The organism is Paenibacillus sp. sgz302191, from assembly GCF_057749925.1.
Window position 1 is genome coordinate 465,250 of record NZ_JBYLHY010000002.1, and the last position, 13,497, is coordinate 478,746.

The window sequence follows — 13,497 nt, forward strand, 5'->3', positions numbered from 1 at the left end:
GCGGGAGCGGGCGCCGCATTCAACCAGAAACGGCGTAGAAACGGAGGCATTCAGTCATGAGATCTTTTCTGAAAGAAAAATCGCTCGTCTTGAAAGAAATGAGGGAAGAAGTTTTCCACCATTTCCCGCAGGCGGATATTGAAACGGCGGTAGCCCGTTTATTGGTTGAAGTGAAAGGCATCAAAAAAATTCCTTACGAGCTGATCGCCGAAACTTTGCTGGGTGTGCTCGGCAAGACGGAAACGTACAATGTTATGACGACGCTGCTGGAGCTGGACAAGAAAGTGAAGCATGATCCCGAGCTGCTCGCCAGCATGAAAGACCCTGCCTATAACCTTCACCGGACGATTGCGATGTCCATCTGCGGCATGTACGGCAGCGGGGCGAGTTCGTTGTTCGGTTTCGTGGATTGCAAATTCCGGTTCTTTTTTCCGAATAAAAGGCCGAAATCGTTTTTGTCCAAAGGGATTTGCGCCCTCGTCGCCTCTACGGCCAGCGTAGTCATTTCCGAGAATGTAAAAGAGGACTACACTCAGCGCAACCTGGCGCTGCTGGCATCGCGCGGAGTGAAGCTTGACGATCTCGTGGATATCGTCGATATGCTGCAGCGGCCGTACACCCCCGACTTGGACCGCAAAATTTGCGAGCATCATGTGCTGGCCGTTTTGCGCAAGCAGCAGACGTTCCATACGGTGCAGTTGGCCATCAAAATCGACACGGCCGTGGAGCAGGGCGAATTCAACAAGCAGTACAACCATATCGTCGGCACCGATGAAGGGCTGTTTGGCGTGGATGAATCGATCGCGACAGCGATCCCGCTCATGTACGGCACGATCGCGCTTACGAACTTCGGCTATTTGGATAAAGCCAAAATCGGCATCATTAAAGAACTCGACAGCGACCATACAGGCGGCAAGTGCAATACGTTCGTGGACGATCTCGTATGCGGGCTCGTAGCGGCGGCCTGCGGCCGGCTGGCGCATAACAATATTTCAACGTTCAACAAACCCCAGGATTGATTGCAATACGGTGAGCCCCTTTTCCACAAACGGAGAAGGGGCTATTTTTGTTAAATTCATTTAGTTAAAAATACCTATCCCAACATATAGGACATTGCTTGTTTTAATCTGCAAACGTAATTTCCATTGTTTCAAAGTCGGCTTTACATATGGCTTTTTTCATAAAATCAATGCCCAGTATGCCGTCAAAGCCGTAAGACTCTTGTATGGATCCCAGTTGGACAGGAAAATCGTTTAAAGCAAAATGTTCAATTTGAAGGTCAGGGATGATCTGTTCATAGCAAATTTCGCTAGTCCCCCTACTCCATACATTCGCTTTGCTCTTCCGTTTATAAAGTCAATGTAAATGCCAATCCGAGTAAGTACATCGGTATCAAACACCGTTGCGGCACATCCGGTATCGAATAAGACGTTTGGTAAAATAATCGATTGATTGTTGTGAGTTAAGGTCAAGGAGACAATAGGCAAGCCATACTGGAGTTGTATCTTCATTACCGTTGCCGTACACCTGAGAAAAACTCTTCAACAACCTCTACATCACTTCGGCTGGTGTGGAATACGTACAGTTCGCGTGTCGGATACAGCTTGTGAAAATGCTTGTACCCGCTCCACGCTTCTTGCGGATTGTCGTAATCCTGAATAACCGCCATATCCTCCAACTGACGCATTCGGTTATTGGTGCTTGCTTTGATCGCTTCCACTAATACAAAACGACCTGGGTGCAACCCAGTAATTTCTCCCCATTTCATCAGCTTCACCTCGCTTGGTTGTCTTTGTTTTATTATAGCATACACGTTAAAAGAGCAATGAATAGTATATAGAGCCCTTCCAAAATAAATATACTGAATAAATGGAAAAACCTGCAAAAATGCAGGAATTTTCTGCGAAAACGGCTCATTTTGGTGAAAAGCCTGCAAATGTGCAGGAATTTTTGACAAACATGCATGTTGAGCCCAGGCGCCGGCGAAAAGCCTGCACAATTGCAGGAATTGCGCGAGGCCAGCGCATCGAGGGCGCGAATTCATGTATTTTTGCAGGCTTTTTTCGTACCCGTCAGGTAGATTATAGCCATCGACTCTGGCATGTGGGGATGCAATCACTCCCCCTAATCCAGGGTATAAACCTGTACTATTCCAACATGCTAGGAAGCGGCTAGTGAACTATGATAAACTCTAGTAAAAAGGAGGGAGTATTTTAATGAAATACCCGAAGATACTCGAGAAGAAGGAGCGATTGCTCCAATTGGTGAAGAGCTTTTGTCAAGAATATTTGGATGAAGAGTACGAGCAATTGTCTACTAAAATGGTGGAAAAGCTTGGGCGCAAGCGCACTGTTCCCTTTATGTCGGGCAAGCTGGAAGTCTGGGCGGCGGGAATTATTCATGCAATAGGAACTGTCAATTTCTTGTTCGACAAAAGCTTTCTCCCTTATGTGACTGCCCAGGATATCTGTCAATATTTCGGTGTAGCTCAAAGTACCTCTTCGCAAAAATCCAAATTGATTCGGGATATGTTCAAGATGAGCTATTTGGATAATGAGTTTGGCACGGAAAGGTCACTACATAGCAATCCATTAAACCAGTTGGTATCCCTCGATGGGTTTATTATTCCAAAAAGCTTTTTTAAATAACGGGAAGCGGGGAAGCGAACGGATCCATGCAAGCATTCGACGCTTCTCATGATTCGGCCCGGCTTCCACGGTACTGCGTTCCTTCGATTCCGCTATTTTCAGTATTTTCATGGAATGCCTGCCTGGATAAGCCGAAAAAAGGGCCTTGCGGCTGCTTCAACAGTCCGCTCGGCCCTTTGCTGCGGACGGCGCTCCCGCTTACTCTCACTGCTGGAGCAGCCTCAGCTTGCTTTGATCGGACAATGCTTTCAGGAATTCGTCGACTAATACAGGATCGAACTGCGTGCCCGCATTTTGCCGCATTTGTTCCTTGACTTCATCGATGCGCAAGGAAGGCCGGTATACGCGGTTGGAGGTCATCGCGTCGAAAGCGTCGGCGATTGTGACGATGCGCACCTGCAGAGGAATTTCGTCCGCTTGCAGCCCGTCCGGGTAGCCCCTTCCGTCCATCCGTTCATGATGCCATCTGACTACAGGCATGGCGGCGTCAGAGTCCGGAAAAGCTTTCAGCAGCTTGCAGCCGAGCAAGGGATGCCGCTTGACGAATTGCTTTTCGTCCTCGCTCAATGGCGAAGGCTTCAGCAAAATATTGTCCGGGATCATAATTTTCCCGATATCGTGAAGCAGCGAGGCGATTTTGATCTGTTCGATGGCGGGTGCGGGCAGCCCGATCCTCGAAGCCAGCAGCGAGGCATAAAACGCTACATTATAAGAATGGTCGAAAGTGAACTCGTCTTTGATCTTGAGCATGTTGAACAGGCCTTCGTATTTGGTGTAATGATGCAGCTGCTTGCGGAAATGAATTTTATCGATCAAATGTTCCATGTGCAGACGGATCAGGTTGCATACGCCGAGGGCGTCTTCCGAAGGCTGCGTTCTTTCGTCGAAGCAAAAAGCCAACGTTCCGACGTAACCGTCGCATTGGAGCCTGAACGCGAACAGCGCGCCATACTCGATTCCGGCCGTCTGGGCGGGGATTGCCGTAATGACATCGCTGCCCTCTGGAACGGCGTAGAACAAATTCGTCTTTCTCGAAGCTTTGATCAATCCGGACAGTTTGTTTGCGGGAATATTTCTGGTATAAGAATCCATATGCTCGACCCCGCGTCTCTTGTCAAAAAGAAAAATGCATATTTGCTCGCTGCCCAGCAAGTACTTGGAAAATCTCTGCAAATGCTCCAGAGACTCAGTGATTGAATCGGAACGCACGACACTTTTAAAAAAGTGCAAATTATCCATCGGACCCTACCTTCTCGCCCAGTTAACTTTTATTTACTATAGTATAATTATCCATATACTTACGCATCCCCTTCTTGCCCGAAAAAAAATTAAGAAAACCTAACTATTCGGCCTTGCCGAACTTGAGCGGGAATAAGAGCCGTGACTTAAGCAAAATGCCTGTCTGTCTGGAACGGGAAGATGAGATATGCTATCTTGGAAGAAAATGTGAGCGAGGAGATGTCGGTAATGACACGATTTTTGCAGGATGAATACGGCTTCCATCCGGTTTTAGCGGAGTGGTTCGCCTCCCGGTTCGGAGAACCGACCGACGTTCAGAGGCAAGCCTGGCGGCAAATTTCGTCCGGACATCATACGCTCATTTCCTCCCCGACCGGATCGGGCAAAACGTTGGCCGCTCTACTGCCGTGCCTGGATCAAACCGCCAGGCGGAAAATGCAGGACAAGGACGGCTATGCCGCCGGTGTCCGCACGCTCGTCGTTACGCCGCTGAAAGCGCTGAACAACGATATCCATCATCACCTGCTGCAGTTTATGGAGGAGATCCAGCATACCGCCGAGTCGCTGCAGCAGCCGGATTGGAAGCCGCTCACAGCCGGCGTGCGCACGGGGGATACGAAGCAGAGCACGCGCGCTTCCATGCTGCGGACGCCGCCGGATGTGCTGGTCACAACGCCGGAGTCGCTGTATTTGCTGCTCACTTCCCCGCGGGCAAGAGAGATTTTGCGGCGCGTGGAGCGCATCATCGTGGATGAGATCCACGATTTGGCCGCCGACAGGCGCGGCATGCATTTGTCGCTCTCGCTGGAGCGGCTGGATGCGTGGTGCGGCCGGAGCGTGCAGCGGATCGGCGTGTCGGCCACGCAGAAGCCCATCGAGCGCGTCGCGCAGTTTCTCGGCGGCTGGGAAGTCGAAGGGCCGCGGCATGTGGCGATTGTCGAAAGCAAAGCGGACAAGCGGTACGAGCTGCGGGTGACGATGCCGGAACCCGCCCGGGCCGGAGCCGACAAGGAGGCCGTATGGACGCCTCTTGTCGTCAAGCTGCTGCAGCTGATGGAAGGCTGCAGCACGGCGCTTGTGTTCGCGAACAGCCGCAGGCTTTGCGAACGGCTCACTTTGCGGCTCAACGACCACGTCGGGTATGAGTACGCAAAGAGCCATCACGGCAGCGTCGCCCGCGAGAAGCGGCTCGAAGTCGAGCGCATGCTGAAAGCGGGCGAGCTGCGCTGCCTTGTAGCCACCTCGTCGCTGGAGCTCGGCATCGACGTCGGTCATGTCGATCTGGTCATCCAGATCGACTCGCCGTTCAGCGCGGCCGCCGGCATCCAGCGCATCGGCCGCGCCGGCCACGCCGTCGGCGACGTCAGCCGCGGCGTGCTGCTCGCGCGCAGCCGCAGCGTACTGCCGGAGCTGGCCGTGCTCGGCCGGCGCATCGCGGCGCGCGACATCGAGGCGATCCGCATCCCGCAGGGCGGCCTCGATGTGCTGGCGCAGCAGACGGTCGCCATCGTCAGCCTCGGCGACGACTGGGACGCGGCGTCGCTCGCCGGTCTGCTGGAGCGCAGCGACAGCTTCCGCGGGCTGCCGCGCGGCAAGCTTGAGGCGATGCTCGAGGTGCTCGCCGGCTTCTATCCGTTCGTGCGGCCGCTGATCGAATGGGACCGCACAACCGGCCGGCTGCGCCCCCTGGCCGGGACGCAGATGGCCGCGCTCACCGGAGCGGGCACGATCCCGCAGAGCACGGCGTACCCCGTGCACCATAGCGACACCGGGCTTCATCTCGGCGAGCTCGACGAAGAATTCATCCAGGAGTCGTCGGTAGGCGACGTCTTTCAGCTGGGCACGGCTTCCTGGCGCATCGTCCGCATCCGGCCGGAGCGGATCTACGTCCGCGAAGCCGAGAACCGCTACAGCGAAATTCCGTTCTGGCGCGGCGAGGCAGGCGGCAAATCGTTCGAGCTCGGCATGCAGACCGGCGCGCTGTGGAGGGAGCTGCAGGCGCGCCTGCACATGCAGCCGGATGGCGCCGCCGGCCCCGAGCCTGCCACGAGCCGCACAGCCGCCGACGTGGGCGTCCAGGAATGGCTGATGCGCGAGTATGGCATGGATACGGAAGCCGCCGATAGCCTGATCGGGCTCGTCCGCAATCAAATGGCCGTCGCTCCGGTGCCTACCGACCGCACTTTCGTCATCGAGACGTTCCTGGACGAGCAAAATCATACGCATTACATTGTACACAGCCTGCTGGGCCGGAAGCTCAACCGGACCTGGCTGATGGCCATCGGCCGGAAGCTGGCGCAAGCCGGCTATTCCGCACTGTATACGAATGCGCGGGATAACGGGATCGAGCTTATTTTTGACGGCTACGACGAAGCTATTGTGCAAAGCATCATGTCGCTGGCATCCGAACAAGCCGAGACGCTGGTCGTCGAAGCAGTCGCCCAATCCGCGATGTTCGGCGGGGCGTTCCAGCGCCTGGCCGAAACCTCGCTGCTGCTGACCCGCAGCTTCACGCGGATGCCGGCCTGGAAGAAGCGGCTGCGCGGCCAGGAATTGCTGAAGGAGGCGCTGCCGTTCAAGGAGCGGTTCCCGCTTTTTCAGGAGGCGATGAGGGAATGTCTGGAGGAACATGTCGATATCGGGCATCTCAAGCAGGTGCTGGATGGCGTGTCCCGCCTGCAAATCCGCTTCGCCGTGCAGCGCAGCCATTTTCCGTCGCCGCTTGCCGGACAGTTCCAGGCCGACTACGTGCAGACCCGGCTGTATGAGTCGGATGCGCTCTCTCAGGACTTGCAAATCGAGCTGCTCGGATTCAGCCGGCGGATGGCCGCCGACGTGTTCGGTGCCGAAGCCGTCCGCAATGCGGTCAGCCCGCAGGCCATCGCCGCGGAAGAGCGGCGGCTCGCCAAAGCCGACGCGCCGCTCGGCGCAGCGGACGACGTGCTCCGCTATTTGAAGGAGCGCGGAGAGTCTACGCTTGCCGAGCTGCTGCAAGTGCACGCTTTGGACGGAGAGCTGCTGCCGGAATGGCTGCGGCAATTGCAGGACCGCGGCGTCGTCGCGACGACGGAACTGCGCAGCGCCGCGTATTACATTTGCAGCGACGAGAAGGAGCTGTACGCGTCCCTCGCCGATTCGGACAGCGCGAAAACGTTTATTTTGCAAAGGTATGCCGATGGCAGGCTGTCCTTCAAGGTCGAGGAACTGTCGGACCGCTATGCGCTGCCGCCGGATGCCGCGGCTGCTTGGGTCCGCGCGGCGGCGGAAGCGCGCACGCTGGAAGCGGCTCCCTTTGCCGACCCGGACGTCGAGGAGCTGTGGACGAGCAGCAAAGTCGCATCGCGGCTCATCCGCATGTCGCTGCAAGCTTTCCGCCGCAACGGAGAGGCGACCTCTCCGCAGACGTATTTGCGGCACATGCCGCTGCGCCGCAAGCTGGCCGCAGCTTCGGAGCATACCGGCGCAGAGCGGCTGCGCGAAATTATCGGCGACCTGCAGGGCTTCTTCCTTCCGGTTTCCCTCTGGGAAGCGGCGCTGTTTCCCGCCCGTCAGCCGGGCTACCGGAAGCAGGACCTGGACTTGCTTTGTTCGTCCGGCGATATTTTTTGGATCGGCAAAAAGGAGCCTGACGAAAAAGAAGGCAAAATCGCCTTCTTTGCGGCCGAAAGCGGTTCGCTGTTCCAGCCGTGCCTGTCGGCGGCGCAGCTAAGACCGGCCTCTCATCCGGAGCTGCTTGGCCTTCTGGAACAAAAAGGAGCCTGCTTTCTGAGCAAGCTCGGCATCGAAACCGGAAGGCCGCCTTCGGCGCTGCTGGCCGAGCTGCTCGATCTCGTCTGGGACGGCCGGGCGGCCGGCGACCAGTTCGCCCCGCTGCGCCTGCATGCGCAAGCGGGCGGCAAAAAGCCCGGGAAGTTTCAGTCCGGGCTCGGCCGCTGGTACCCGCTTGACATCTTTGGCGGCTCCGGCTACGACAAAGAAGCTTCGGCCGCGGCCTGGGTCCGGCATTTGCTCGACAGCTACGGCATCATAACCCGGGATTTGGCCGCCGCCCTCTGCCCGTTCCCCTGGGAAACGCTGCTGCCGCTGCTCAGGCAGCTGGAAGAATGGGGGCTCGTCGTGCGCGGCCTGTTTATTCAAAATTTGCCGTATTTGCAGTTCGCGTCCAAAGATTTTATTACGCTTCTTCATCAGGACGCGGGCCGGGCTCCGGCCCTGCAGGTGCCGGCCGGGGAGCCCGTTACGCTAATCTGCTCCGTTGATCCGGCTAACCCGTTCGGTCTTCTGCTCCCGTGGCCGGACTATCCGGGCATCTCGTTTGCCCGCAAAAACGGCAACTATCTCGTCTTCCGGGGCGATCAATGGCTGTACTGGATCGAAAATAACGGAAAGCGGATTTATCAGACCGGGCAAGCCGTACCGGTCGACGAAGCGGAAGTCGGCCAACTGCTCAAGACGGTTTTCCGCTTGTTCATGAAGCAAAACCATCTCCGCAAAATCGTCGTCGACAGTTGGAACGGCGTCCGCATCGCCGAAGCTCCCGAGCGGCAGTACTTGCAGCTGCTGGGCGCCGAAAAGGACCGCGCCAGCTATGTGCTGTGGCCCAGCCAGCTGAACGGCTGAACAAGATTTTTGCCGCCCGAGAAAGTCGCGATAATCTGCGAGGGTTAGGGGAAGCAGCGGGGCTAATTTGGAGGACGACCACTTTTGCCGGGCGCACACCTCCCCTTGTGAGGTCGCGGAACTGAACAAAATGAGTAGGGAGACATCGAGGTGGAAAAAAACTGCAAAAGTGCAGGTTTTTCCTCTGAAATTAGCTCATTTTGGCAAAAAACCTGCAAAAGTGCAGGAATTTTCGCTGAAAGTGAGCCTGAGCCCATCTCCCCGCTGAAAAGCCTGCACTTTTGCAGGAATTGCTCGTGGCTAGCTATCATGGACGCAAATTCATGTATTTTTGCAGGTTTTCTTCGCGCAGCCAGGCAGATTATGGCTACCTCCCCTAATGTGGGGGGTTTTTGGGCAGCCTGCACGTTTGCAGGCTTTTCGACTTAACGAGCCATTTTCGCAAGTTTCCCCATCGGCTCGGCAGGCCGAGCCGTCTCATAGCCTCTCGCCTACCTCACGCCCCCGCCTCGCCGCGCAACAACCCGGGTCGTGATAGGCCCGCGCCGTGTCCAAAGCAAGCCCCCTCATGCTCCCGCCGTGCAGCTTTTAAGCGTCCGCATAAGGCCGCGGCGCGGCTTTGCCGGCCTGTTCGGGTTTGCCAAGCTGCACCCGCGGCCTTGCGGTTTGCTCCGAGCGGTCAGCCTTTCTTCGTTCCTCTCGTGCCATACTCGTTAATTTGCATCTTTACACGGACATTTACGGACGCTTTACCAAACTCGGTATCCCAATTGTCCTTGACCCGTTTCCAAACTTGCGGATATTTAATTTCCAGCTTTTTCCCAAACCCGGCCACATCTGTTTTCAAGTCCTTTTGAATTTTGGCGAGCGTTTTTTCTACAGATTCCTTGACGGATAATTCCGCGGCCTGCTCCGCTCTTTTTACAAAATCCTCTTCAAGAGCGTTTCCGGGGATGGCCCAATCTTCCCTTAATCTGCCTTCCGATTGAATCATGACGTCAAAAGAAATTTTATCCCCCTCGACTTTAGGTTTGACGGTTCTTTTTATTTTTCGGACCTCGTAAACGACTGCCGCTCCGCTTTTGGGTTCTATGCCTTTGACGATCCCGTCCTCCTTCCTCTCCCCTCTCAGCCAATTGAGCCCAACGACCTCCTTTTCATCCAGCAAACCGACCATTTTCGCCTTCTTTCCGCTGATGACGGCCGCTCCGGAAATTTTCGATTCCTTGCCGAAAGTTACGACCCGCTGAATGACGAAGCTATTTTTCCCGCTCAAATTTGCCGACATGTCTCCTACTTTCATCGCGGATGTCATGAGCAGGGTCTTATTGAATTCATCGACCATCCCTCTTAATCTCAGGGCCGGATTGTCATTGATTCCTTGCTTTTCAAAAACGCTGTTTACTTTTCCTTCGGATATCACGATTCGGATCGATCTTCTTGCCTCTGTATTGCGAAGCAGGAAGTTGATCATATTTTGCAGTTCGAAAGTCCGCGCTACCTCCTCGCTAATTACAATCACGGCCAAATGCTCATAGCTGGGAATGCGGGAAATCCTCGTTGATACCTCTTTAATATTATCGAAAACGACGCTGCCTTCGCTGGCGAGGTTGACATAGTTCTTGACGGCGAGCCCGCCTTCCTTGGCTGCGAACCTCTTGGGTATGGCAATATGATGAATCATGGACAGCCTCTGCTCGTCAGGCATGGTCTTTGTGCTGTTTTCCTTGGCGGGCAAATCAAATCCGATCCCCAGAACTATGCCCACGTTCTCGATCTCAACCCTGTCCCAGCACCCTGCGACGGGAACGAGCAGCAGAAGGGAGGACAGCATGAGGACTCTTCTAGCTTTTGACAAGGCGGTTCCCCCTCAGCTTTAACAAAAGCAAAAAATACAAAGGCATGGCCATCGAAACAAACAAAACAACGTTTCCGACCATGCTGCCGAACTTGAACACGCCGTTCAAATCACGCGGAAACATGGCGATCATATAAATCACGGGCAGAATGGCAAAGACAAAGATCCGGTAATCCTTATTCAACAATTGCCCTATTCCGAGGCTTGCCGCATATTGGTACGGTACGAAAGCCGTATACATCGACAGCACCCACAGGACGGAAAACATCGATTCGAACCGCTCGAAGAAGCCTCCCGGCAGTTCAATGTTTTTGGCTACCGACATGGTCGGCCATGTGGTCGTTTTCACTTCTTCTGCCGTCAGCGTACCGATCGAAAGCAGGACAATCAGCGTGTAAAAAACAACGACGACCCCGATGCCGCTTAGCGTAGCTTTCACCGCTTTCTGCGGTTCTTTCATGAAAGCCGTAAATAGCAGCATCACTTCAAAGCCGCTGTACGCTTGAGCGGAGGTCTTGATTCCTTTCAACACCGGCGCCCATCCGCTGCCTAGAATCGGCCGGATATTGTCCGTCTTGAAATCGCCCAAGCTGGCCAGAATAAGCGCGACCAGGATAATCAAAATGACCGGAAAGTACAGTTCGGTCACTCGCGCGATACAGCTTATGCCAGCTAGCGTAACATAAGCCGCAACACTCATAAATGTAATGATGATCACTTCAATAGGGGTTGTATCCAGCAAGTACATGCGGATCACTTCGCCCATCAAGCGCACCAGGTATGCGGAAGCAAAGGTGAAATACAGAACGAAAACGATGCCGTGGCATATGCCCAGCCATTTCCCGGCTATCGTCCGGCTGTATTGAAAGAACGTTTGCCCGGGAAAATGTTGGCTCAGCCTGGCAATTGCATACCCCAGGAACAAAACGATGATTCCGCTCAGAAAGACGGCAATCCAGCCGTCAGAAGTACCGACGTCTCGCGTTTCTCCCGACGGGAGGATGAGAATTCCCGTTCCGATCATGCTTTTCGCTACAAGCAAGGAAGCCTGTGTAGCTGTGAGCCCCTCTTCGCTTTTTATCGTCATGGCATCTTCTCCCGTTCGTTTTCTGCTACTGCCGCGTGCGGTCCTGCGGTTTATTCATCTCTGGCCGGCGTTTCATCATATGAAGAGGCAGCCTGAGGAGCAGATCTTTCCAGTTGCTCACATGAATAGGAACGAAGGGCTCCAAATAGCCTACTCCAAAGCTTTTTAGCTTCGACATATGGACCGTTATAATGATAAACAAGAGGATAATCCCGTAAAGCCCCATTACAGCCGCCGCCATCATCATGGCGAAGCGCAGCATCCGGATGGCAAGCCCTCCGTTATACTGCGGTATGGCAAAAGAAGAGATTGCCGTTAACGCCACTACAATCACCATGATCGGACTTACGATGGCGGCTTGCACGGCGGCCTGGCCGATGACCAGTCCGCCGACGATGCTGACGGTTTGTCCGATCTGTTTGGGCAGTCGAAGTCCTGCTTCGCGCAAAATTTCCAGCGTGATTTCCATAATCAAAGCTTCTATAATCGACGAGAAAGGAACCCCTTCCCGCCCCGCGGCGATGGAAATCACCAGCTTCGTCGGAATTAATCCGTGATTGTAAGAGATCAAAGCGATGTAAAGAGCCGGCAGGAACAGAGCAATAAATGCCGCCCCGAACCGGAGAAGACGAATGAGCGAAGACGGCAGCCAGCGCTCGTAGTAATCCTCGGATGACGTTATGAGCATATAGAACGTAACGGGCATCAATAAAGCAAACGGAGTTCCGTCCACCATCAAAGCTGCGCGGCCTTCCATCAGGGCGCTGGCCACCCTGTCCGGACGCTCCGTATTTTGTATCTGCGGGAACGGAGACAGCCAGTTTTCCTCCATCAGCTGCTCCAAATAGCCTGATCCGGCAACCTCATCGATATCGATGCGTTCGATGCGGCTTTTGATTTCCTCCACCAATCCTTCGTTGGTCAAGCCTTTGATATACAGGAGCGACACGTTTGTTTTTGAACGTCTTCCGACCTGATAATTAATCATCGCTAAATTGGGATCTTTGATTCTGCGGCGAACGAGCGCCATATTTTGGCTCAAAATTTCATTAAAGCCTTCCCTCGGCCCCCGGACAACCGCTTCCGATACAGGCTCCTCGATCGACCGGCCTATCCAATTGGCAGTGCCCAAGATGAACGCTTCCGGCAGGCCCTCTATAAACAGAACGGCGTCTCCTCCCAAAATCTCGGACAGACATTCTTCCAAAGATTGAACCTCACGAATTTGGGCTAAGGAAATAACGGAGTACTCCAGGCATGCCTTCATTTCTTCTACTGTAATCGCAGCATCGGGGTCAGGCAGATCATTTGCCCTCATCAACGGTTTGATCACCTGCTCCTGAAGAACAGCCTTATCCACCAAACCTTCCATGTAAACGACACTGGCTTCCCAATCGGAACGGTTTATTTTAAACTTGCGGAACATAATGTCCGGCCTGTGCCCTACGCTTTCTTTGATCATTTGCAAATTCTCATCCAGGTTTTCCGTTAAGTTATATGGCGTCATCGAACTCACCTTTTCTTCCGATCATTGCCTTGCAGCCAGTGGGATATTCTGGATATCGTAAACGGAACGGCAAAAACGGCAAACGCTCCCATCCATGTATCCCATTTTAGAAAATAGTCCGCTGCCTTGGGAAACATATCCGAATTCCTCTCTTTATTGTCAAAATGTTCTATCGTTATTATGCCAAAATGTTCAAGATTTATTTTGGAGCACCTCTGCAAAAAAACCGGCACGCCGGGCCGACGGGAAAACCTGCGATTGTCAGGCTGCCCGAGCAAGTCGCGACACTCTGTAAGGGCTAGGGGAGCGAGTGTGGATAATTTGGAGGACAACCGTTTTTCCGGGCGTACGCCTCTCCCCGTGCAGGTCGCGAACCGCACAACTGGGCAGGAAGCAGCTTGCTAGGGAGAAAACCTGCGAAAGTGCAGGTTTTCCCTCTGGAATCGGCTTGTATTGGCGAAAATCCTGCGAGAGTGCAGGAATTTTCGTTGAAAGTGAGCATGAGATTATGTGTTCGGCGAAAAGGCTGCACTTTTGC

Annotated in this window: 9 protein-coding genes; 3 read left to right on the top strand and 6 right to left on the bottom strand. The window is 54.2% G+C overall.

Annotated features, from left to right (window positions below; translation table 11 throughout):
• Window positions 1–56 precede the first annotated feature (56 nt).
• Window positions 57–1,019: a phosphatidylglycerophosphatase A family protein gene (locus AC3G2T_RS04555; RefSeq protein ID WP_474680595.1), complete on the top strand. Its 963-nt coding sequence runs from the start codon at window positions 57–59 to the stop codon at window positions 1,017–1,019.
• Between the two features lie 491 nt (window positions 1,020–1,510).
• Here the strand turns inward: AC3G2T_RS04555 and AC3G2T_RS04560 are convergent, their stop codons facing one another.
• Complete coding sequence (locus AC3G2T_RS04560; RefSeq protein ID WP_488434681.1) at window positions 1,511–2,119, bottom strand: hypothetical protein; 609 nt, start codon at window positions 2,117–2,119, stop codon at window positions 1,511–1,513.
• Window positions 2,120–2,216: 97 nt separating this feature from the next.
• Here AC3G2T_RS04560 and AC3G2T_RS04565 point away from each other — a divergent pair, with 97 nt between their 5' ends.
• Window positions 2,217–2,648 carry a DUF6398 domain-containing protein gene (locus AC3G2T_RS04565; RefSeq protein ID WP_488434682.1) on the top strand — a complete coding sequence of 144 codons (432 nt, stop codon included), beginning with the start codon at window positions 2,217–2,219 and terminating at the stop codon, window positions 2,646–2,648.
• 204 nt (window positions 2,649–2,852) lie between these two features.
• On the opposite strand, the gene AC3G2T_RS04570 is transcribed toward AC3G2T_RS04565, so the two are convergent.
• Window positions 2,853–3,887: an HD-GYP domain-containing protein gene (locus AC3G2T_RS04570; RefSeq protein WP_488434683.1), complete on the bottom strand. Its 1,035-nt coding sequence runs from the start codon at window positions 3,885–3,887 to the stop codon at window positions 2,853–2,855.
• 228 nt (window positions 3,888–4,115) lie between these two features.
• Here AC3G2T_RS04570 and AC3G2T_RS04575 point away from each other — a divergent pair, with 228 nt between their 5' ends.
• A complete protein-coding gene (locus AC3G2T_RS04575) occupies window positions 4,116–8,507 on the top strand; it encodes a DEAD/DEAH box helicase (protein ID WP_488434684.1) in 4,392 nt (1,463 codons plus the stop codon).
• Between the two features lie 679 nt (window positions 8,508–9,186).
• On the opposite strand, the gene AC3G2T_RS04580 is transcribed toward AC3G2T_RS04575, so the two are convergent.
• Genes AC3G2T_RS04580 through AC3G2T_RS04595 form a run of 4 tightly spaced genes read right to left on the bottom strand, consistent with a single transcriptional unit; the run spans window position 9,187 to window position 13,096 of the window.
• Window positions 9,187–10,365, bottom strand: a complete 1,179-nt coding sequence (locus tag AC3G2T_RS04580; protein WP_474680600.1) for a Ger(x)C family spore germination protein — start codon at window positions 10,363–10,365, stop codon at window positions 9,187–9,189.
• Window positions 10,352–11,452, bottom strand: a complete 1,101-nt coding sequence (locus AC3G2T_RS04585) for a GerAB/ArcD/ProY family transporter (protein WP_474680601.1) — start codon at window positions 11,450–11,452, stop codon at window positions 10,352–10,354. The genes AC3G2T_RS04580 and AC3G2T_RS04585 overlap by 14 nt, the downstream gene beginning before the upstream one ends.
• 25 nt (window positions 11,453–11,477) lie before the next feature.
• Window positions 11,478–12,959 carry a spore germination protein gene (locus tag AC3G2T_RS04590; RefSeq protein WP_488434685.1) on the bottom strand — a complete coding sequence of 494 codons (1,482 nt, stop codon included), beginning with the start codon at window positions 12,957–12,959 and terminating at the stop codon, window positions 11,478–11,480.
• Window positions 12,960–12,964: 5 nt separating this feature from the next.
• Entirely contained in the window at window positions 12,965–13,096 is a 132-nt protein-coding gene (locus tag AC3G2T_RS04595; protein ID WP_488434686.1) for a hypothetical protein, read from the bottom strand.
• Window positions 13,097–13,497: the final 401 nt, after the last annotated feature.

Coding starts and splice junctions, on each gene's coding strand:
- AC3G2T_RS04555 (WP_474680595.1), top strand. CDS start 57: ATGAGATCTTTTCTGAAAGAAAAATCGCTCGTCTTGAAAGAAATGAGG.
- AC3G2T_RS04565 (WP_488434682.1), top strand. CDS start 2,217: ATGAAATACCCGAAGATACTCGAGAAGAAGGAGCGATTGCTCCAATTG.
- AC3G2T_RS04570 (WP_488434683.1), bottom strand. CDS start 3,887: ATGGATAATTTGCACTTTTTTAAAAGTGTCGTGCGTTCCGATTCAATC.
- AC3G2T_RS04575 (WP_488434684.1), top strand. CDS start 4,116: ATGACACGATTTTTGCAGGATGAATACGGCTTCCATCCGGTTTTAGCG.
- AC3G2T_RS04585 (WP_474680601.1), bottom strand. CDS start 11,452: ATGACGATAAAAAGCGAAGAGGGGCTCACAGCTACACAGGCTTCCTTG.
- AC3G2T_RS04590 (WP_488434685.1), bottom strand. CDS start 12,959: ATGACGCCATATAACTTAACGGAAAACCTGGATGAGAATTTGCAAATG.
- AC3G2T_RS04595 (WP_488434686.1), bottom strand. CDS start 13,096: ATGTTTCCCAAGGCAGCGGACTATTTTCTAAAATGGGATACATGGATG.